The sequence below is a fragment of the Gordonia sp. NPDC003429 genome (genome assembly GCF_053588575.1).
On the sequence record NZ_JBSFQF010000005.1, the window covers coordinates 240,800 to 261,439 of the forward strand.

Consider the following 20,640-nt stretch of genomic DNA (forward strand, 5'->3'; position numbering starts at 1 on the left):
TGGTTCGGTGAACGCTGAGCAGGTGCCGAACCTTCCCCGACTGCGGCGACCCATCTTACTGGCCGCCTTCGAGGGCTGGAACGACGCGGGCGACGCCGCGAGCAGCGCGGTGGAGCATTTGGCGCTCACCTGGGATGCACGGCCACTGCTCGACATCGACGCCGACGACTACTACGACTTCCAGGTCAATCGACCCACCGTGAAGCAGGTGGACGGGGTGACCCGCCGTATCGACTGGCCCACCACGTCGATCTCCTACTGCAGTCCGGCCGGAACCGACCGGGACATCGTGCTGGTGCGCGGAATCGAACCCAACATGCGCTGGCGCGCCTTCTGCGCCGAAATCGTCGACCTCGCACACCACCTCGGGGTGGAGACCACGGTGATGCTGGGCGCGTTGCTCGCCGACACCCCGCACACCCGTCCGGTGCCGGTGACCGGCAGCGCCTACAGCAGCGAGGCGGCCGAACGCTACAACCTCGCCGAGAGCCGCTACGAAGGACCCACCGGGATCACCGGGGTGCTGCAGGATCTTTTCGTGCAGGCCGGCCTGCCCGCCGTGTCGTTCTGGGCGGCCGTGCCGCACTACGTGTCGACGCCGCCGAATCCCAAGGCCACCGTCGCCCTGCTCAACCGCGTCGAGGAGGTCCTCGACATCGAGGTGCCGCTCGGTACGCTGCCCGAGCAGGCCGAGGAGTGGGAGTCGGCGGTCACCGAGATGACCGAGGACGACGAGGAGATCGCCGAGTACGTCCGCGGTCTCGAGGAGCGCGGTGACGCCGAGATCAACACCGACGAGGTGATGGCGAAGATCGACGGCGACGCGCTGGCCGCCGAGTTCGAGCGCTATCTCAAGCGGCGCGGTCCGGGCACCTTCGGGAGCTGAGTTCAGCCGATCTGTTCGATCGACACCACCGGGGTGGTGATGCGCCAGGTGCGCACCTCGGGATCGTCGGCGGCACGCACCCAGAACTGGGCGGACTCGCCCACACGGCACGACTTCACGCCGAGCAGCGGGATGTCCTCGGAGTCGCGGCGAAGTTGGCTGACGGCCCATTCCTCGCTGTCGGTGCCCCCGACGCCGGGAGCACGCAGCAGCGTCATCTCGTCGAGGTCGATCAGATACGTCGAGGTCCGGGTGACCACTGTGAAAACGCCGGAATGGGTGTCCGGGTGGATCTCCTGCACGCGTGCCACGGAAGAACTGTACTAAGCGCGTCGGCGCCGCACCCTGTGTGGGTCAGCCGCGCAGTTGCACCCCGAGCAGCGCATCGATGGCGGCTGCCATGTCGCCCGACGCGGTGGTCGACGACCCGATCCCCTGTTCCACGTCGCGGCACCAGCCGTCGATCGCGGCCAGTGCCCGGGGCGTGTCGAGGTCGTCGGCAAGGTGCTCGCGGACGCGGGCGATCACCGGCCACGGGTCGGGACCGGTGTCGGCGGACGTCGCTGCCCGCCAGCGCGACAACCGACGCCGCGCGTCGTCGAGTACCGCGTCGGTCCACATCCGGTCGCTACGGTAGTGGGCGTCGAGTAGCGCAAGGCGAATTGCCGCCGGGTCCTCCCCGGCGCGGCGCAGGACGGACACGAACACCAGGTTTCCGCGGCTCTTCGACATCTTCTCGCCGTCGAGGCCGACCATCCCGCTGTGCACGTAGTGCCGGGCGAAGCGTCGGGTCCCGCTCAGTGCCTCGGCGTGGGCGGCGGAGAACTCGTGATGCGGGAAGATCAGGTCGCTGCCGCCGCCCTGGATGTCGAACTCGACGCCGAGGCGGTTGAGCGCGATGGCCGCGCATTCCACATGCCAGCCGGGTCGGCCGGGCCCGAACGGCGACTCCCACGACGGTTCGTCGGGTCGCTGCGCCCGCCACAGCACCGCGTCGAGGCGGTCGCGTTTGCCCGGGCGGTCGGGGTCGCCGCCGCGCTCGGCGAAGAACTGCTCCATCAGGGCGCGGTCGTACCCGGATTCGTAGCCGAACTGTTCGGTGGCGTCGGCGCGGAAGTAGACGTCGGGGTACTGCGGGTCGTCCACCACGTAGGCCGCACCGGAGGCCAGCAACTTGCCCACCACCTCGATCACCTCCCCGACCGACTCCATCGCCCCGATGTAGTCGCGCGGGGGCAGGATGGCCAGCGCCGTCATGTCCTCGCGGAACAGGTCGATCTGTTCGGAACCCAGGGCACGCCAGTCGACGCCGTCACGGGCGGCACGCTCGAACAGCGGATCGTCGACGTCGGTGATGTTCTGCACGTAATGCATGTCGTGACCCTGATCGCGCAGAATCCGGTTCACCAGGTCGAAGGCCAGGTAGGTGGCGGCGTGGCCCAGATGGGTGGCGTCGTACGGGGTGATCCCGCAGACGTACATGGTGGCGGTGGCTCCCGGGGCGACCGGCGCGACGGCGCGGCGCGACGTGTCGTAGAGACGGAGCGCCGGTCCGGAGCCCTCAAGCGTGGGCAGGGCAGGTTGCGGCCACGAATGCATGTGTCCACTGTATGGGTCCCGCCGGCAGGCGACGACGACGGATGGCTCGGGCTCTCCGTGTCAGAACGGTGGCCACGGAATCGGGCGATGCGGAGGAGGTTCCGGCATACGACCGGTCTCGGCCAACACGATGGCACGGATCGTCAGGGCATCGATCTCGTCGTCGGTGATGTGATCGGCCAACTCGGCACGTAACGACGAGTCGTCGGCGTCGAGTCGCTCGGCCAGGTCCGCGATGTCGGCGACGAGGTGGCCGGGGATCGTCTCTCCGGCCCAGCCCCACAACACGGTGCGCAACTTGTCCTCGCTGTGCAGGCAGATGCCATGGTCCACCCCGTAGACATCGCCGTCGCGCCCCTCGAGCACGTGGCCGCCCTTGCGGTCGGCGTTGTTCAGGATCACATCGAGCACGGCCATGCGCTGCAACCGTGGGTCGTCGGCGTGGACCAACACCACTCGCTCCCCCATCGGGTCGAGTGCACGCAGAATCGAGCGATAGTTGCGCGGCACCGCGTCGGGAGGACACAGATCGACGAGATCTATTCTCGGCGTGGGTATTTCGGCATCGACAGGATCGGGTGTATCGATCCACCGCTGCACCATGCCCGGTCCGAGCGGGCCGTCGCGCAGCATGGTGGTGGGGATCGCCGACCATCCGAGGGCCTCGGAGACGAGGTACGAGGCAACCTCGCGTCCGGCGAGCGTGCCGTGCGGAAAATCCCACAGCGGCACCTCCCCGCGCACCGGCTTGTACACGCAGCGCACCGACGCGTCACCCCACACCGCGTCGCACACCAGGGTGGCGTTGCTCGCTGCGGGGATGCGACCGATGATCACCAGCTCACCGCGGCGCAGCGTCTCCGCCGGGGCATCCACCGGCCCGGAGGCCGGTGCGGGTTCGGCCGCCGACGCCATGGTCAGTCCCCGTGCCCGGAACCGGTGTCGGGATCGTCGGTGTCGGGATCCTCGGGGTCGGGATCCTCGGGGTCGAGTTCGTCGGTGTCGAGCAGTCCGGTGTCGTCGCCGAGGGCCAGATTGTTGAACACCTCCGGGTCGACGAAATCCAGGGACTTGCTCAGCTGCGCGTCACGCTTGTATCCGTTGGTGCGAATACACAGGTGACCCTCCGGGTCCAGCGGTTCGGCGCACAGCGGGCAGGGCGGGCGACCGGCGGAGATCACCCGCGACGACCGGGCCGCGAACTCCCGGGCCGCTTCGGTGGTGAGGAACACGCGCACCGCGTCGGGCCCCTCGTCGGTGTCGTCGAGCACCACGCTCTCGTCGAACTCACCTTCGGTGATGGCGAGCAACTCCACCACCACCGCTTCGGATTCGGCATCCCAGCCCAGCCCCATGGTGCCCACCCGGAACTCGGCGTCCACCGGCATCACCAGCGGGTGCAGATCACCCACCCGGTCGGCCGGCGGCGGGACAGGGGTGCCGAAACGGCGATGGATCTCGTCGAGCAGGGCACCGATCCGGTCGGCGAGGATCTGCACCTGCTGCTTCTCCAGCATCACGCTCACGATCCGCGATTCGTGGACCGCCTGGAGGTAGAACGTCCGGTCACCCGGCTGCCCGACGGTACCGGCCACAAACCGGTCGGGGCTGCGGAACACGTGTATCGCCCGAGACATCACACCTCCTTCGTCGTCGTGTTCATTATCCGCGCGTCGCCACCGTTGTCGCGGGTGGCACCGGCTGACTCTCACTCTCGGCATCAGCGGCGACGCCGCGGTCACCGCCGATGGTCGCGTCGTCGGAGGCTCCCGCGGTGCGTTCGGGCGGCATCGGTACCGAGATCGCCGCCGTGTTGTTCACGGTGTGCACGTACGGCCTCGTCGGTCCGTACCGGATGATGCTGATCGAGGCCGGCTCCACCACGATCCGCTGAAACGAGTCGAGGTGCGAGCCCAACGCGTCGGCGATCACCGCTTTGATGACATCGCCGTGCGAGCACGCCACCCAGACACCCGATCCGTCGGAGCCGCCGTGCTCCCGGTCGAGTGCGCGGATCGCGCCGACCGCCCGTGACTGAACCGCCGAAAGCCCCTCCCCGTCGGGGAAGATCGCTGCGGACGGATGTTGCTGCACCACCTTCCACAGCGGCTCGCCCACCAGATCCTTGATGGGTCGGTTGGTCCAGCTGCCGTAGTCGACCTCCGCGAGATCGTCCACCACGACCTCGGGGACCTCCCGGCCGGTGGCCGCAATCGCCGCGAGTAGCGGCTGAACCGTCTCGGCACAGCGTTGCAGCGGTGAACGGGCCACCGCGTCGATCTTCTCCAGGCAACCACCCAGGCGAGTCACGATCTCGTCGGCCTGCGACCTGCCCTTGTCGTCGAGGGCGACGCCCGGTGTCCGTCCGGCGAGCACACCCGAGGTGTTGGCGGTGGACCGCCCGTGGCGCACCAGGATCACGGTCATCCCTCAACCATAGGCACACCCCGATCACACGGCACGCCGCCGTGATCTCGTGGCCGCTCGCGGCGGTGAGACGCATGAGAAATCCGCCCGCCACCGAATTTCCGCGCGTCAGGTGGCGCTGATCACCCCGCCGGCCAGCAGCCCCATCACCACCAGGCCCAGGGCCACGCGGTAGACGCCGAACCAGTTCAGCGAGTGTCCGCTGACGAACCGCAGCAGCCAGGCGATGGAGATGTAGCCGACGACGAAAGAGATCACGGTCGCCACGGCCAACTGGGCGCCGGTGGCCTCCATCCCGTCGCCGCTGGGGTGAAACGCGTCGGGCAGGCTGAACAGCCCCGAGGCCACCACTGCCGGAATCGCCAGCAGGAACGAGAACCGGAACGCTGCCTCGCGTTCGAGACCGAGGAACAGTCCGGCGCTGGCCGTGGCGCCCGAGCGTGACACCCCCGGCACCAACGCCAGACACTGCGCCAAGCCCATCACCAGACCGTCGCGCAGCGTCAGCCGATTGAGCGAGCGGGAGCGCGTTCCGTAGCGTTCGGCGAGCCAGAACACGCCGGAGAACAGGATCAACACCGTCGCGGTGAGCCACAGGTTGCGGGCCGCCGTGCGGATCTCGTCCTTCAACAGGTAGCCGATGATGCCAATTGGGATGGTCGCGAAGATCACATACCAGCCCACCCGGTAGTCGAGGTTGCGGGCCGAGGGGTTGAACAATCCTCGGAACCACGCCGCCACGATGCGGCCGATGTCGCGGGCGAAATAGACAAGCACCGCCGCCTCGGTGCCCAACTGGATCACGGCGGTGAACGACGCACCCGCATCGCCACCGAACATGAGTTCCGAGGCGATCCGCAGGTGCGCCGACGACGAGATCGGCAAGAACTCGGTCAGGCCCTGGATGATTCCCAGCACGATCGACTGGGCCCACGTCATGGTCTCGGTCACGGCCGCTGATGCTACCGGTCACCCGATCGCCCGTCCGTGCCCGGCGCGTTCCCCCGGGCGCAGACGCTGCGGTGCTCTGACGCAAGATGGACCCATGCCTGCGCCCCGGTTGTCCCGATCCGCACGACATCGGCCGCGCGGCCACCGCCTGCTCGCCTCGTCGGCGGTCGTGGCGTGTGCTGTCGTCGTTGTCGCCGGGTGCGGATCGTCGAACGACAACACCGGTGACATACCCACGGTCCCGGCGGCAACGGCAAGCCCCGCGCCGCATGGCCCGCCGGCCACCCCCGCGGGCACGGTGATCCCGACGCCGCCGGGGAGCACCCAGCTCGCATTGTCGAGTGATCTGCTGGCCGTGCCGTCCGCCGACGGCACCTCGCTGCTGCGGATCCGTACGGGCGCACCGGCCGATCCGCTGCCGACGGTGACCACACCCCACCTGACCACGGTGATCGGTGTGGGTGGCGGAACGTTCCTCGGTGCGGGACCGCGCGTGCTGGTGCGCATCGATCCGGACGGCTCCACCCACCCGACCACCACCGCGGTCACCGACCCGACCGCACTGGCCCGCACCCCGTCGGGCCAGACACTCGTGGGCACCGGCAACGGCCACGTGCTGGTGTTCGACAACGCCTTCAAGCAGGTCCGCGACATCGGCGGCTTCGTGCGCGTCGACGAGATCACCGTCTCGCCGACCACGGCCGACCTGCCCTCGCAGCAGGTGGTGGTCCTCGATCGTGCCCAGTCGTCGGTCACACCGGTCACCCTCGGCGACGGTGACCTGGGGCCGGCGCTGCGCGCGGGCAACGGCGCCGCCGAGGCCACCGTGGACCGGTACGGCCGCGTGCTGGTGTCCAACCCGCGCGACAACGAGATCCTCGGGTTCTTCGGATCGCCACTGGTGATGCGGTTTCGCTATCCGGTGCCCGACGGGCCGTTCGCCGTAGACTACGACGACACCCACAACCTGCTGTGGGTGTCGACGACCGCGAACAACGAGGTGATGGCCTATGACCTGGCCGGGGGCGAGCCCGTTGAGAAACACCGATTTGCGTCGGTGGCACAGCCGGATGCGATCGCCGTCGACGACACGTCGGGCACCGTGTTCGTACTCTCCGCCCGCGTCGGCGGTGTCCAGGTGATCACACCGGGCACGCCCGCGGCGCCCTCGACCACACCCACGGGAGGGTGACGCCGATGTCCCAACGGATCGGCGCCCGCTACCCGCGCGGCTGGGAGGTCACCTCCGAGGATTACGAATGCATGCTGGTCCGGTTGCCCCCGGACGTGACGAGGGTGACCGCGTCGATGCGCCTGTCACTGGAGGCGGAGTTCGGCGGCTGGGAGCTGTCGCGGGTGCGGCTGTATTCCGACGGCACGCGAAAAGTGTTGCTGCGGCGCAAGAAGCCGACACGCCGTCGGCCCGACGACTACTCCGGCGAGGACGCCCGGGCATGCTGATCCGGGCCAACCGGCTGCTGTACCCGGTGGCCCTGCGGGCGATGTTTCTGCTACCCCCCGAACGAATCCACGCGCTCATCGCCACACTGCTGCGGGTGACCATGCGTGTCGGGCCGCTGCGAAGCCTGTGTGCGCGACTGTTCGCCACCACCGACCCGGTGCTGCGGCAGACCGTGTTCGGTGTCCATTTCGATTCACCGCTCGGACTGGCCGCCGGGTTCGACAAGTCGGCGTCGGCCATCAACGCGTGGGGTCACCTCGGTTTCGGTCATGCCGAGATCGGCACGATCACCGGTGCGGCCCAGCCGGGCAATCCCCCGCCGCGGTTGTTCCGGCTGCCGCGCGACCGGGCGCTGATCAACCGGATGGGATTCAACAATCCGGGCGCGCAGGTCGCCGCCACCCATCTCGACGCACCCCGACTCGGCCCGGTGCGCGTGCCGATCGGCGCCAACATCGGCAAGACCAAGGTGGTCCCGCTCGAGGAGGCCGTCGACGACTACCGCCTGTCGGCGCGGCTACTGGGCCCGCGCGCCGATTTCGTGGTGGTCAACGTCAGCTCCCCCAACACCCCGGGCCTGCGTGACCTGCAGGCCGTCGACTCGTTGCGGCCCATCCTGGCCGCGGTGCAGCAGGAGGTGTCGGTCCCGGTGCTCGTCAAGATCGCCCCCGACCTCGCCGACGCCGACATCGACGCGGTCGCCGACCTCGCGCTCGACCTCGGACTGGCCGGGATCGTGGCAACCAACACCACTATCGCCCGTACCGGCCTGCAGACCCCCGCCGACGAGGTCGCCGCGATGGGCGCGGGCGGTCTGTCGGGCGCACCGCTGGCCGACAGGTCACTGGCGGTGTTACGTCGTCTGTACGCCCGCGTCGACGGCCGACTCGCCCTGATCAGTGTGGGCGGCATCGAAACGGCCGATCAGGCGTGGGAACGTATCTGCGCGGGCGCCGACCTGCTGCAGTGCTACACCGGATTCATCTACGGGGGTCCGGTGCGGCTCAAGGAGATTCACGACGGACTCGCCGCGCGGGTGCGGACCGCGGGATTCGCCGATCTGAGCGCGGCGGTGGGGAGCGCGGCGTCGGACTGAGGTGCCCGTCGCTCAGCCGATCACCCGGATCCGCTGCATCATGTCGTGATCTTCGTGATCGAGGTTGTGGCAGTGCCACACATAGCCGCGCAGCGGTTCGTCTGCGGCGTTCATCGAATGCGACATAACAGAATCCGACATGCCAGGACCCGTCTGGGCCCGCTCGGCGCCGTCGGGTACCTCGATTGCGGCGTCCGGGTCGAAGCCGAGTTCGGCCGCCGACGGCCAGTAGACGAGCAGCGAGGTGACGGTGTCCTCGGGGCAGTGCACCGTGTCCTTCAGGCCCCGCTCCCACGCACGCGGCCCCTGCACGGGACCGAAGGTGAATCCCTCCGGCGACGGACTCCACCGGATGCCCATCCGCACCGGCGGCGGGTGCGCCGCGACGTAGCGGGTCGAGTCGAGGGAGCGTCGGCCCAGCACGCGGAACCGTGCGAGGTGGATGTGCACCGGATGCTCGACCGGCAGAATGTTGACGATGTCCCAGCGCTCCACCGTGCCCGCGCGGGCCCGGTCCACATCGTCGGACATGAAGCCGAGGTTGTTGATCATCAGCATCGCGCGCACCGGAACCGGCAGCGACGCCGCGGCGTTGAGCGCCCACATCAGCGTCACCACGCGCACCCGGTCGGGACGCCGTGGCGGGGGTAGGGCCGCAGGCCGGCGGCGGCCGCCCCGCAACGTGTCGGGAATCCGTGCGGGCACACGGGCACCGCGCGCGTCGAAGCGCATGATCTCGCGCAGCGGCGGCACCATGAATCCGGTGTTGCCGATGCTGTTGCGGGCGATGTTGATCAGTTCCACCGATTCGCCGTCGGCGAGTTCACCGAAGTCGACGAGCACATCGGCGCGTTCCCCGGGCGTGAGCACCAGCGACCGCACGGGAGACGGCCGGTCGATGAGCCCCTGGTCGGAGCCGATCACCCAGAAACGCATCCGGTTGGCGAAGGCGAGTTCGTAGCTGCGCGAATTGGCACCGCACAGCAGCCGCAACCGGTACAGGCGCCGCGACACGGTGTGCCGTGGCCACGCGGTCCCGTTGACCACGGCCACATCACCCCACTGACCGCCCTGGTTCATGCCCTCGGGCAAGAACCAGAACTGGCGATACTGCAGACTGCCGTCGGTGTTGAAGGTGCGGTCGGCGATCACCAGCGGCAGCTCCTGATCGCCGCTGGGAAGACCGAGCGGATTGTCGGGGGCACCGGTGTCGAAATCGTCACGGACCAGATAGAAACCGGCGAGACCGGCGTGCACGTTGAGGCGGGTCACACCGACGGCGTGGTCGTGATACCACAGCGTCGCCGCCTCCTGCCGGTTGTGGTAGCGGTGTGTGGCCGTCCCGCCCGGACGCCAGGTGATCAGTGGATGACCGTCGGAATCGGGTGCGGTGGGGGCACCGTGCAGATGCATCGTCGTGCGCGGTTGCGTGCGGTCGCGGTCGGTGACGCCCATCATCGTCGTGTCGACGTCGCCGGCGAGAATGTGCCTGCCCAACGCGTTGACCACGGCGATGTCGGCGACCTCACCGGAGCGCGCGGTCAGCGTGGGGCCGAGGATGTGCCGATCGGCACCGGTGGCGCCGTATCCCCAGGCCCGGGTGGCGGGCAGGTCACGGTGATAGCGGTGCACCGCCTCGTGCGCCCGCAGGGTACCGCCGGCGTCACCGGTGGGCGGCACGGTGAGTGCGTCGACGTACCGGGCCAGGGGTGGTGACCGGAAATCGGCGGGGCTCGTCGTCGGCCACTGCGGTTGCGGACCGATGTTGCCCGGCAACGGCGGCAGCGGGATCGACGGCGGGTCGGCCGCGGCTCGCCCCGCCGCGAAGGTGGAACCCAGCAGCAACCCGCCCGCGATCAGCGCACGCCTGCGCGTCGTATCCCCCATACGGCCCCCCGGCTCCGTTCTCGTCGAACCGTCAGACGTCCTCGCTGGGCTGTTCGTGGGTTCCCACGATCACGGCACGCCCGATGGCGTGCGAGAACAGGTTGAAACCGAGATAGGCCGGAGTGGCGCCGTCGGGCAGTTCCAGCGACTCGACATCCACCGCGTGCACCGCGATGAAATAGCGGTGCGGACCGTGGCCGGGCGGCGGGGCGGCACCGACGAAGCGGGCCAGAGAGGCGTCGTTGGCGAGGGTGACCGCACCGGCGGGCAGCCCGCTGCCGTTCTCGTCGCCGGCACCCTCGGGCAGGCTGGTCACCGACACCGGGATGTCGGCGACGGCCCAGTGCCAGAAGCCGGAGGCCGTGGGGGCGTCGGGGTCGTACACGGTGACCGCGAAACTCTTGGTATCCGAGGGGAATCCCGACCACGACAGTTGCGGCGAGCGGTCTTCACCCCCCGCTCCCATGAGTCCACTCACCTGCGGATTACGCAGGGGCGCACCGTCGATGACGCTCTCGGAGGTCACGGTGAATCCGGGCAGCGCGGGCAGCGCCTCATAGGGATCGAACGTCGACATCAGAACACCTTTCTCGGGGGGTCGGACCAGCGGCGCCGGACTAGCAGTTCCGCAGAAAATGCTCGAATACCTTGGTGCCGAACAGAACCGCGTCCACCGGGACACGTTCGTCGACGCCGTGGAAGAGCGCGGCGAAATCCAGTTCGGGCGGCAACTGCAGCGGCGCGAATCCGAAGCAGCGGATCCCCAGTTTCGCGAACGCCTTGGCGTCGGTGCCTCCCGACATCATGTAGGGCACGGTGCGGCCCTGCGGGTCGAAGGCGAGGATCGCGTCGTTCATCGCATCCACCAGATCGCCGTCGAAGGTGGTCTCGTACGAGTCGAGGTGGGTGATCCACTCGCGCGTCACGTTGGGGCCGATCAGCTCGTCGATCTCGGCCTCGAAGGCACGCTGGCGGCCGGGCAGCACCCGGCAATCCACGACGGCCTCGGCCTTCTGCGGGATGACGTTGGCCTTGTATCCCGCCTTGAGCATGGTGGGGTTGGCGGTGTCGCGCAGCGTGGCACCGAGGATGCGGGCCAGACTGCCGAGCTTGAACAGCACGGTCTCCAGGTCGGGGGTGTCGGGACCCAGATCCCAGCCGGTCTCCTCCGACACCGCCTGCAGGAATTCGGCCACCGAGTCACTGATGACCGTCGGGAAGGTGTGCTGTCCGATGCGGGCGACAGCCGCGGCCACTTCGGTGACCGCGTTGTCCGAGTGCAGGAACGAGCCGTGCCCGGCCGTCGCGTCGGCGGTCAGTCGCATCCACGACAACCCCTTCTCGGCGGTCTCGATGAGGTAGAGGCGACGCTCGGTGCCGTCGGGCCGGTCGACGGTCAGCGAGTAGCCGCCCACCTCGCCGACGGCCTCGGTGATGCCGTCGAACAGATCCGGGCGGTGTTCCACCAGCCAGTGCGCGCCCCACGTGCCGCCGGCCTCCTCGTCGGCGAGGAAGGCGAACACGAGTTCACGCGGCGGCACGGTCCCGGTGCGTTTGAGCTGACGTGCCAGTGCGAGTGCCATACCCGCCATGTCCTTCATGTCCACCGCGCCGCGGCCCCAGATGTAGCCGTCGGAGACCGAACCGGAGAAGGGGTGCACGCTCCAGTCGGCCGGTTCGGCGGGTACGACGTCGAGGTGGGCGTGGATCAGCAATGCGCCACGGTCGGAGTCCTCGGGTCCGGCCAGCCGCGCGAAGACGTTGCCCCGGCCCGGTTGTCCCGACTCCACGTACTGGGTGGTGTAGCCGACCTCTTCGAGCATCGCCGCGACCCATTTGGCGCAATCCTCCTCGCCGCGGGTGGTCTCGAGTTCACCGGTGTTGCTGGTGTCGAACCGGATGAGTGTGCTGACGATGTCGACAACCTCGTCGACGGCGAGTGTTGTCCCGGGCTCCGATGTCACTCCCACACTCCTACGGGATTTGGGATAACGCGGCAACCTCGGTTACTGTTATCGCCGCCGGTGCGAACGCGGCACCTTCGGGTGCGGCACCGACGACTGGTCCGAGTGGCGGAATGGCAGACGCGCTAGCTTGAGGTGCTAGTGCCCTATTAACGGGCGTGGGGGTTCAAGTCCCCCCTCGGACACCAGCAGCAAGACGTCCCTGGGGATACGGCAGATCGATGCCGTGCTCATCGAACGACCTCAGGATCTCCCGCCGCAACACCCGCGCCACGGCCCACTGCGCATTGGGCCGGGTGGTGAGCGTGATTCGCAGCGTCAACAGGTCCGGCGCGATCTCCTGCACGCCGAGCATCTCCGGTTCACCGATCACGTCGACCGCCAACTGCTCGTCGGCGACGGCTTCGCGCGACGCCTCGAGCGCCACCTGTTGGGCACGGTCCACATCGGCGGTCAACGCCACCGGCACCTCGATCCGCGCCACCGCGTACTCCTGGCTCATGTTGCCCACCCGGGCGATCTCACCGTTGCGCACGTACCAGAGGGTGCCGTCGAGGTCGCGGATCGTGGTGATCCGCAGTCCCACCGATTCCACCTCGCCGCTCGCCTCACCGAGGTCCACGAAGTCACCGACCCCGTACTGGTCCTCGAGGAGCATGAAGATGCCGGTCACGAAATCGCGCACCAGGTTCTGGGCACCGAATCCGACGGCCAGCCCCACCACACCGGCGGAGGCGATGAACGGCGCGATGTTGACGCCGAGCACCGACAGCACCGCGAGCGCCGCCCAGGTGAGCAGCACGATCGACACGGTGGACTTCAGCACCGAGCCGATGGTGCGGGCCCGCTGCGCTCGGCGCCCGGCGAGACGCCTGCGGGTGGCCCGGTCGATCAGCCGGTGGAGCACGTACCGGACGAGCAGCGCCGCCAGCACGTATCCGGCGATCCGCACCGGATTCTCCACAAGCAACTCGCGATTCTTGTCAGTCCACTCGAAAGCCGTTGTGTAGGTGTGCATGTGACCGACCGTACGGATCATTCACGATCTCTCAAGTGTCCCTGCCAGAATGGGCTGGTGACCCAGCATGTGTTCTTCGACTGCGACACCGGCATCGACGATTCGATCGCATTGCTGTACCTGCTGGCCCGCACCGATGTGAACCTGGTGGGTGTGGCCAGCACTGCGGGCAACGTGCCCGTCGATGTGGTCACCGACAACAACCTCGCGTGGCTGTCGGTATGCCGGCGCCCGGAGATCCCGGTGTTCCGCGGCTCCCCAACCCCGTTGGTGGCAGAGCTGATGACCACCGAGGACACCCACGGCCCGCTCGGCATCGGATACGCGGAGCTGCCGGCCACCGATCTCACCGCCGCGGACCTCGATGCCGCGGACGCCTGGATCGACGCGGCACGCACACACGACGGCGAACTCGTGGGTCTGGTGACCGGTCCGCTCACCTCGTTGGCCACCGCCGTCCGCCGAGATCCGGCGCTGCCTGCCCGGCTGCGGCGGCTGGTGGTGATGGGCGGCGCCTTCCACGTGCACGGCAACACCACGCCCACCGCCGAATGGAACGTGGCCGTCGATCCCGAGGCGGCCGCGGAGGTGTTCGCCGCATTCGGCACCGGTGGGGCGCCGAGCCCCATCGTGTGTTCGCTGGATCTCACCGAATCGGTGGCGCTGACCCCCGACCATCTGGTGCGTCTGGCCGCGGCGGCCGGCAGCAGCCCGGTCGAGTGCCCGGATCCGTCGGATGAGATGGGCCTGCGGTCGGTCGCCGACAACGAGCTGATCCGCCACATCGTCGACGCCATGCGCTTCTACCTGGAGTTTCACCACGCCCATGACGAGGGCTACATCGCGCACCTGCACGATCCGTTCGCGGCGATGGTGGCCCTCGACCCCGCGATCGTGACCACGGCGGCCGCGCAGGTGGGTGTGGAGCTGCGCGGCGCGCTGACCCGCGGCATGACGGTGGCCGACGAGCGGGGCATGTGGGGTGGGGCGCCGAATGCGCGCATCGCCACTGCCGCCGACGTCGACGCGGTGCTCGATCACCTCGTCGAGACCCTCGCCGGTTTCGCGCGCACCGTGGATCCGCGCGCGTAGCGTGGGTCAGGTGACTCGCCTCGGCTATCAGATCCCGAACTTCACCTACCCCGACATCAAGCCCGACCACCTGTTTCCCACCATCACCGCGCAGGCGGTGGAGGCGGAGAACTCCGGATTCGACACCGTGCTGGTGATGGACCACTTCTATCAACTGCCCATGCTCGGCACGCCCGACGACCCGATGATCGAGTGCTACACCCTGCTTGCGGCACTGGCCCAGCACACCTCACGGGTGCGGCTGTCGGCGCTGGTCACCGGCAACACCTATCGCAATCCCACCCTGCTCGCCAAGATCGTCACCGCATTGGACCTGGTGTCGGAGGGGCGCGCTCAGCTCGGTATCGGCGCAGGGTGGTTCGAACTCGAACACGACTCTCTCGGTTACGAATTCGGTACCTTCACCGACCGCTTCGAAAAGCTCGAGGAGGCGTTGCAGATCATCCTGCCGATGCTGCGCGGCGAGCAGCCGTCGCTGCAGGGCAAGTGGTATCAGGTCCGTGACGCGATCAACTCCCCCGCACCGCTGGGCCGGATCCCGGTGATGATCGGCGGTGGCGGCGAGAAGAAGACGCTGCGGATGGTGGCCCGCTACGCCGACGAATCGAATCTCATCTGCGCGCCGGCCGACATCGGCCGCAAACTCGATGCGCTCGCCGCCCACTGTGAGACCTACGGACGCGACCCGGCCGAGATCACGGTCACGCTACAGACCTCCGCCTGTATCGCTCCCACCCACGATCTCGCTGTCGCCGAACTCGAGTCGTATCTCGCCCGCAATCCCGCCGCCGAGGTGCGTCGGGCCGGCACCATCGTCGGCGATCCGGCCGAGGTGGCCGAAGCCTTCGAGGCACTCAAGGTCAGCGGCATCGACGGCTTCACGGTGAACGCACCCGCCAACGGTCACATCCCGGGGCGTGTGTCGCTGCTCGGCCACACGCTGGCACGCGTGGTCGCCTGACCGCGTGCGCGCGGCGCGATCGCTGCTCGTCGACGTCTCGCCGCTACGCGAGAGTGCACCGTTCCGGCGGATCTTCGTAGCGCGCCTGATCTCGCTGGTGGGCATCGGGTTACTGCTGGTGTCGGTGCCGGTGCAGACCTACGAGATCACCGGCTCGTCGGCCCAGGTGGGGGCGGCCACCGCGGTCACCGCCATCAGCACGTTCGTCGGCATGCTCCTCGGTGGCTCCCTCGCCGACCGCTTCGACCGCAAGAAGCTCATCCTGGTCGGGCGATCGGGTGCGGCGGTGTCGTTCACGGGGCTCGCGGCGAACGCTTTCGGCGTGGTCCCCGGGACGCCGTTGATGGCCGTGCTGTACGCGCTCGCCGGAGTCGACGGTCTCGTGGGAGCGCTGTCGACGTCGGCGTTGATGGCGGTGGTGCCCACCCTGATACCGCGTGAGCAACTCGTGGCGGTCGGCGCACTGAGCTCCATGACGGTGCGGATCGGCTCTGCGGTCTCCCCCGGCATCGCCGGCTTCGTGATCGCCGGCGCAGGCGTCGCGTGGGCGTTCGTGATCGCCGCATGCCTCGCGACACTCACCGTGCTGATTCTGTTCGGACTGCCGTCGATGCCGCCGTCCGCGCGCGAACCGAAAACGGGTTCGACTCCCCCGCAAGCAGTTTCGATCCTGAAGTTCATCCTCCACGAGCGCGCGGTGGGCGGTGTGATGATCGTCGGCGTCCTCGCGATGTTGGGCGCGGGCGTGGTCGCACTGCTACCCGCCCTGGTGGCCCAGCGTTTCGACGATGACGCGCGCGCCACGGGTCTGCTGTACACGGCGGCCGCCGTCGGCGCGATGATCGCGGCACTGACCAGTGGATGGCTGTCGTCGGTCCGGCGGCCGGGGCGCGTGCTGGCCGTGGCGTTGATGCTGACTTTCGTGGCCCAGATAGTGTTCGGCCTGACGCCGACATTCTGGGCGGCGCTGATCGTGTTGGTGATGATCGGGTCCTTCGAAGCCGTCGGCGAAGTGTTGCGATATGCCCTCATCCAGCACCACACCCCCGGCCCCCTGCTGGGCCGGGTCAATGGGATCTGGATGGCCCAAGAGGTCGCGGGTGTCGCGGTCGGCGCCCTCGTTGCCGGCGTGTTCGGCACGATCTGGGTGGCCTCGACCGCCATCGTCTACTACGGGATCGTGATGCTCGTGCTGTCGCTCGGGACAACGCTGGTGCTGCGCTCGTCGATAGGAGTCGACGAGGCGAGCCCCGAGGCCGAAAGGAATGTAGGTTAGGCTAGCCTGAGCAAATGTCTCCGCTGCGCCTTTCCCGCGACCATCCTGCCTCGACCACCCTGCGCGCGCTCGTCGTCGCCGCGACGGCGCTGCTCGTCACACTCGTCGCGGCGTGCTCGACTCCCGCCGAGGACGATTCGCCGAGTTCGTCGAGTCCCTACACCGCGGTGACCATTCCACACGAGTACGGAACCACGACGATCGACAAGCGCCCCATACGCGTGGTCAGCCTGAACAGCAGTTGGACCGACACCCTCGCCGCGTTGGGTGTGCCCATCACCGCCGAGTTCAAAGAGCGGGGATATGCCGGACCGGGCAACACGTTCGCGTGGACGCCGAAGCACGCCTCCGACATCAAGGTGGTCGGTTCGATCTCCACGCTCGGCGTATCCGAGCTTGCCGCGTACAAACCCGATCTGATCCTGGCCGGCTACCTCGGCGACCGCAAGGCGTACGAACGTCTGAGCTCGGTGGCCCCGACCATTCCGGTGATGCGCACCGGCGCCACCGTCGACTCATGGGAAGACATCGCGACCACCACCGGCAAGATCTTCGAGAAGCAGTCCGCGGCAGAGAAACTCGTGTCCACCACCAATGCCGACATCGCACGGTTCAAGGCGGATCATCCCACTGCTGTGGGCAAGACGTTCACCTTCGCCCAGTTCGGGCCGACCGGCCAGATCGGCGCGATCAACTCCACGAAGGACTCCGCCGCCGGGCTTCTCGCGCAACTCGGATTCGTGCTGAATCCGGCGTTGGCCGCCGAACAGACCGGCACGGCGACTCGCGCGCTGATCTCACCCGAACGTGTCGATCTGCTCAACTCCGACCTGCTCGTCGCGTGGAGTCTCGGCACGGATTCGGTGTATCAGCGTGTTCCCGGATGGGACAACCTGAAGGCGGCGCGTGACAACACCGTGGTGTACCTGACCAACGACAACGCACCCGCGTTCGGAGTCCCCAGCGCCCCGTCGGTCACCTACGTGATCGGGCTGCTCGAGCCCGTCGCCGCGCGTCTGTAGGTCCGCGCGTTCAACTGGCGGGCCACCCAAGGCGGTTCGCCCACCGTAGTGCGTCGGTCTCCGCCCATGCCCCCAGGCCGTGACCGGTGGGTGCCGTCCGGAAATCGATGTCGGCCCCGTTGGCGCGTGCCTCGGTCACGAAGCGCGCGGTCAGCGGCGCGAACGCCACCGGATCGAGGACTCCCTGCTGAATCAGCAACGGCGACCGGTAGCCCGTCGTGGGCACGTCGGTGACGGCGCGCAGCGCCGGGATGAGCGGCCCGTCGGCGAGCGGCCGCGCGATGAGTTGCCCCACCGTCATCCCTGCGGTGGCGCGCCCCTGATCGGGATAACACCGGGTCGACGCCTCGGCGATCACTCTGCGCCCCACCGGCGTCAGGTAGGAGTCGATGTCCACGTCGGGTCGTGCGGCCGCGAGCCCGGCAAGCACATACGAGAAGTAGGTGACGTAGTCGGGCACCGCGATCGGTGGGAATCCCGGCCGCAGGGCCCCGAAGTAGTCGGCGATCCCGATGGGCGGTGAGTTGGCGACCCCGCCGACCTGGGTCAGTTCCGGTGTGTACGACGGGGCGATGTTGGACGCCCACAGCGAGGCGTGCCCGCCCTGAGAGCCACCATCGGTGACGAATGCGGTCGAGGTGCGTCCCGCGCGTTGCGCCACCACCGTCCGGGCGGCGCGCACCGAGTCGAGGACATTCTTGCCGGCCACCGCGCCGTCGAGGTAGGCATGCGCGCCCGGCCCGCCGACGCCCGCGTATTCGGTCGCGGTGACGACGTAGCCGTCCTTCAGCCACGGCCCGAGCCAGTCGTCGTAGCGCCCTTGATGTCCCATCCGGTGCGTGACGGCGCATCCGTCGCCGAGCCCTGCCGTGCCGTGGGCGTATCCGAGCACGCGCCACCCTCCGGGCCGTGGCGGTGCCGAGGGGATCATCACGGTGCCCCGCACCGGCACGAGCGTGCCGTCGGCGCCTTCCGACAGATATGTCATCGAGATCACGCGGGCGGCGCCGGCGACCTTCGCGTCGGCGCGGTCGGTGATGTCGGTGGTGGCCACCACGTCTCCCGCGCCGCGGTGCGGGGTGGGAGACGTGGTCGCGACGGGGGCCGCTCCGACGGCGCCGGCGGTGACGAGTCCAACGGTGACCAGTCCAACGGTGATGAGGCACGGGGTGAGCGCCGCGATGAGCACCCCCCTGAATGTCTGTCGCGAAGTCATGCGACGGCCACCTCCACTCGCTTGTCCTCGGCGAAGCACATCGACCGCAGCACGTTGTGGTAGGCGGTGAAGCCGAAGTTCAGCGGCGCGTAGAACAATCCGAAAGGGCGTGGGACGAGGTTGGCGATGCCGGGCAGCGCCAACGGGAGCGCGTTCGCGTAGATCACCTGGGTGACATAGATGCTGACATACATCGTGTAGTAGGCCGCAGTCATTGACTTCGTGACCGGTAGATCCCAGAGCGACACCTGTTCCCCCATGTTCTTGCCGTGGTTGATGTTGTGGATCAATCCGATGACGATGTCGAGCGGTGCGCCGCCTGTTCCGATCCCGAAGGTGTTGTCCCCGATGGTGATCGGGATGTCGGGTGCTACGTAGCCGCCAAGCAGCGAGATGACTCCCTCGATCTGGTTGTAGTCCGCGGGATCGGCGGGAATCAGGTTCACCGGCACCCGAGTGGCGCGCATCCGGTGTTCGACGTCCTTGGCGACGGCCTCGATCATGGTGCGGGTTGCCGGGTCGGTGTTCGTGTCGGTCAGGTACGTCGTCACGCGGCGGACGATCCGCGACATGGGCTGATCGCCGATGGGTGCGCAGCCCTTCTGGTCGGCCAGATCGACCTGACCCGCGATGTCGTCGACGAATGCCGGCACGGCACCGGAGAACCGCAGATCCTTGACCGGTTGACCGGCGCGGTCGCGCTCGGTCTTCGTCATGGAGACAAGGCACGAGTTCACCAGGGCGTTGGAGATGAACTGGTAGAGATAACGTGCACCGTAGATGCCGAGGTAGAAGGGCAGCGTGACCAGGAAACGCACGGTGATCGGCCCCCAGACGGGAGCGATGTTCGGCACCGCGCTCAACACCACGGTGAGCGGAATGATCACGGTGGCGTAGATCAGCAACCAGGCCGTCTCCACGGCCTGGGCAAGGGTGAGGTTCTCCATCGTGATCGCCTGGAACTGCTTGCCATGCCGCACGTTCAGCAGTTGCGAGACCACGTACAGCGAAATCGGATCACGGTAGCGGGTGATCGGATCGCCGCGCTGCGCACCGAGTTGGCCGGGATGATTGGACACCAGCATGTTCGAGACGCGCACTCGGTCCATGTCGCGGTGCGCCTGCGCCTTGATCCTGTCCTTGTCCCGCCGCACCTGCGGCGGCAGGCGGGGAACGAAGGAATCGAAGACGGCGTCGTAGATCTTTCCCAGCGTCGCGAAATCCGATCCGACACACCGGGCGTCGGTGGCCGTGCCGGGATGCGTCGTGCTCGGGGAGGCCCCGGCGGGCGCGACAAGCGAACCATGACTCTCGACGTACCCGACCGTGAGGACCGCCGCGAGCACGATGATGGTCAGACGGCGAAACATGCGCGAGAACCCCCAACCCGATTACTTAGGTGATCCTAAGCAAAGTATCAGGTGGGTTCTCGCCCCGGCCGCGGTGGGCGGCAGCAGCCCGGTCGAGTGCCCGGGTCCGCGTGCGTAGCGTTGGTCAAGCGCACCGCGGCAGAAGAACTCGTGCCAAAGGCAGGAAGATGAGCATTTTCCGATTGTGTCGGCCGTTGCTGGGCGCCGCCGCTCTGGCCCTCGCCGGTGTCCTCGGGCTGCGCGTCGGGGTGACCAGTCCGTGCTACTTCATCCGGACACTCACCGACTCCGACGGCGGCACGTTGCCGTCCGGTGACATCACCAAGGTCACCGGTTTCGTCCAGCAGAACTGGGAACGGTGAACACGCGGGAGAACCCGCGGACCCGCTGTCATGCCCCAGGTGTCGGAGACA

General features: G+C 68.2%; 21 protein-coding genes and 1 tRNA gene. 10 read left to right on the plus strand and 12 right to left on the minus strand.

Annotated elements, in window-relative coordinates:
* The first annotated feature begins 7 nt into the window (after positions 1-7).
* Positions 8-886 carry a PAC2 family protein gene (locus tag ACWDSI_RS09005; RefSeq protein ID WP_449746327.1) on the plus strand — a complete coding sequence of 293 codons (879 nt, stop codon included), beginning with the start codon at positions 8-10 and terminating at the stop codon, positions 884-886.
* A 2-nt stretch (positions 887-888) separates the two neighbouring features.
* Here ACWDSI_RS09005 and ACWDSI_RS09010 read toward each other — a convergent pair whose 3' ends face one another.
* From ACWDSI_RS09010 to ACWDSI_RS09035, 6 genes are all read right to left on the minus strand, one after another.
* Positions 889-1,197 (minus strand): hypothetical protein, encoded by a 309-nt coding sequence (locus ACWDSI_RS09010; protein WP_449746328.1) that lies wholly within the window; start codon positions 1,195-1,197, stop codon positions 889-891.
* A 43-nt stretch (positions 1,198-1,240) separates the two neighbouring features.
* The gene (gene mshC, locus ACWDSI_RS09015) at positions 1,241-2,485 is read right to left on the minus strand and encodes a cysteine--1-D-myo-inosityl 2-amino-2-deoxy-alpha-D-glucopyranoside ligase (protein ID WP_449746329.1); all 1,245 of its coding nucleotides are present in this window, start codon (positions 2,483-2,485) and stop codon (positions 1,241-1,243) included.
* Positions 2,486-2,545: 60 nt separating this feature from the next.
* Entirely contained in the window at positions 2,546-3,400 is an 855-nt protein-coding gene (locus ACWDSI_RS09020) for an SCO1664 family protein (protein ID WP_449746330.1), read from the minus strand.
* A gap of 2 nt (positions 3,401-3,402) precedes the next feature.
* A complete protein-coding gene (locus ACWDSI_RS09025) occupies positions 3,403-4,122 on the minus strand; it encodes a DUF3090 domain-containing protein (protein ID WP_449746331.1) in 720 nt (239 codons plus the stop codon).
* 25 nt (positions 4,123-4,147) lie between these two features.
* Positions 4,148-4,912: an MSMEG_4193 family putative phosphomutase gene (locus ACWDSI_RS09030; RefSeq protein ID WP_449746332.1), complete on the minus strand. Its 765-nt coding sequence runs from the start codon at positions 4,910-4,912 to the stop codon at positions 4,148-4,150.
* A gap of 108 nt (positions 4,913-5,020) precedes the next feature.
* Positions 5,021-5,863 carry an undecaprenyl-diphosphate phosphatase gene (locus ACWDSI_RS09035; RefSeq protein ID WP_449746333.1) on the minus strand — a complete coding sequence of 281 codons (843 nt, stop codon included), beginning with the start codon at positions 5,861-5,863 and terminating at the stop codon, positions 5,021-5,023.
* A gap of 94 nt (positions 5,864-5,957) precedes the next feature.
* On the opposite strand from ACWDSI_RS09035, the gene ACWDSI_RS09040 reads away from it, so the two are divergent.
* Genes ACWDSI_RS09040 through ACWDSI_RS09050 form a run of 3 tightly spaced genes read left to right on the plus strand, consistent with a single transcriptional unit; the run spans position 5,958 to position 8,421 of the window.
* The gene (locus ACWDSI_RS09040) at positions 5,958-7,055 is read left to right on the plus strand and encodes a YncE family protein (RefSeq protein ID WP_449756321.1); all 1,098 of its coding nucleotides are present in this window, start codon (positions 5,958-5,960) and stop codon (positions 7,053-7,055) included.
* Positions 7,056-7,060: 5 nt separating this feature from the next.
* On the plus strand, positions 7,061-7,324 hold the full coding sequence (locus ACWDSI_RS09045; protein ID WP_449746335.1) for a DUF5703 family protein: 264 nt from the start codon (positions 7,061-7,063) through the stop codon (positions 7,322-7,324).
* Positions 7,318-8,421 (plus strand): quinone-dependent dihydroorotate dehydrogenase, encoded by a 1,104-nt coding sequence (locus ACWDSI_RS09050; RefSeq protein WP_449746336.1) that lies wholly within the window; start codon positions 7,318-7,320, stop codon positions 8,419-8,421. The genes ACWDSI_RS09045 and ACWDSI_RS09050 overlap by 7 nt, the downstream gene beginning before the upstream one ends.
* A 12-nt stretch (positions 8,422-8,433) precedes the next feature.
* Here ACWDSI_RS09050 and ACWDSI_RS09055 read toward each other — a convergent pair whose 3' ends face one another.
* From ACWDSI_RS09055 to ACWDSI_RS09065, 3 genes are read right to left on the minus strand one after another with little or no spacing between them, the layout of a single operon-like run.
* A complete protein-coding gene (locus ACWDSI_RS09055; RefSeq protein WP_449746337.1) occupies positions 8,434-10,308 on the minus strand; it encodes a multicopper oxidase family protein in 1,875 nt (624 codons plus the stop codon).
* 31 nt (positions 10,309-10,339) lie between these two features.
* Positions 10,340-10,885: a YbhB/YbcL family Raf kinase inhibitor-like protein gene (locus ACWDSI_RS09060; protein WP_449746338.1), complete on the minus strand. Its 546-nt coding sequence runs from the start codon at positions 10,883-10,885 to the stop codon at positions 10,340-10,342.
* A 40-nt stretch (positions 10,886-10,925) separates the two neighbouring features.
* Positions 10,926-12,272 carry a M20/M25/M40 family metallo-hydrolase gene (locus ACWDSI_RS09065; RefSeq protein ID WP_449746339.1) on the minus strand — a complete coding sequence of 449 codons (1,347 nt, stop codon included), beginning with the start codon at positions 12,270-12,272 and terminating at the stop codon, positions 10,926-10,928.
* A gap of 99 nt (positions 12,273-12,371) precedes the next feature.
* On the opposite strand from ACWDSI_RS09065, the gene ACWDSI_RS09070 reads away from it, so the two are divergent.
* Positions 12,372-12,460, plus strand: a tRNA-Leu gene (locus ACWDSI_RS09070).
* On the opposite strand, the gene ACWDSI_RS09075 is transcribed toward ACWDSI_RS09070, so the two are convergent.
* Positions 12,439-13,290, minus strand: a complete 852-nt coding sequence (locus ACWDSI_RS09075) for a mechanosensitive ion channel family protein (RefSeq protein ID WP_449746340.1) — start codon at positions 13,288-13,290, stop codon at positions 12,439-12,441. The genes ACWDSI_RS09070 and ACWDSI_RS09075 overlap by 22 nt on opposite strands.
* Positions 13,291-13,347: 57 nt before the next feature.
* On the opposite strand from ACWDSI_RS09075, the gene ACWDSI_RS09080 reads away from it, so the two are divergent.
* Genes ACWDSI_RS09080 through ACWDSI_RS09095 form a run of 4 tightly spaced genes read left to right on the plus strand, consistent with a single transcriptional unit; the run spans position 13,348 to position 17,641 of the window.
* Positions 13,348-14,382 (plus strand): nucleoside hydrolase, encoded by a 1,035-nt coding sequence (locus tag ACWDSI_RS09080; protein ID WP_449746341.1) that lies wholly within the window; start codon positions 13,348-13,350, stop codon positions 14,380-14,382.
* Between the two features lie 10 nt (positions 14,383-14,392).
* Positions 14,393-15,343 (plus strand): LLM class F420-dependent oxidoreductase, encoded by a 951-nt coding sequence (locus tag ACWDSI_RS09085; RefSeq protein ID WP_449756322.1) that lies wholly within the window; start codon positions 14,393-14,395, stop codon positions 15,341-15,343.
* Positions 15,344-15,347: 4 nt separating this feature from the next.
* Positions 15,348-16,619 carry an enterobactin transporter EntS gene (gene entS / locus ACWDSI_RS09090; protein WP_449756323.1) on the plus strand — a complete coding sequence of 424 codons (1,272 nt, stop codon included), beginning with the start codon at positions 15,348-15,350 and terminating at the stop codon, positions 16,617-16,619.
* Between the two features lie 14 nt (positions 16,620-16,633).
* The gene (locus tag ACWDSI_RS09095) at positions 16,634-17,641 is read left to right on the plus strand and encodes an ABC transporter substrate-binding protein (protein WP_449756324.1); all 1,008 of its coding nucleotides are present in this window, start codon (positions 16,634-16,636) and stop codon (positions 17,639-17,641) included.
* A gap of 10 nt (positions 17,642-17,651) precedes the next feature.
* Here the strand turns inward: ACWDSI_RS09095 and ACWDSI_RS09100 are convergent, their stop codons facing one another.
* Positions 17,652-18,857, minus strand: coding sequence for a lipase family protein (locus ACWDSI_RS09100; RefSeq protein WP_449756325.1), 1,206 nt, complete (start codon positions 18,855-18,857; stop codon positions 17,652-17,654).
* A complete protein-coding gene (locus tag ACWDSI_RS09105; RefSeq protein WP_449756326.1) occupies positions 18,854-20,227 on the minus strand; it encodes a hypothetical protein in 1,374 nt (457 codons plus the stop codon). The genes ACWDSI_RS09100 and ACWDSI_RS09105 overlap by 4 nt, the downstream gene beginning before the upstream one ends.
* Before the next feature lie 167 nt (positions 20,228-20,394).
* Here ACWDSI_RS09105 and ACWDSI_RS09110 point away from each other — a divergent pair, with 167 nt between their 5' ends.
* Positions 20,395-20,589, plus strand: a complete 195-nt coding sequence (locus ACWDSI_RS09110; RefSeq protein WP_449756327.1) for a hypothetical protein — start codon at positions 20,395-20,397, stop codon at positions 20,587-20,589.
* Positions 20,590-20,640 lie beyond the last annotated feature (51 nt).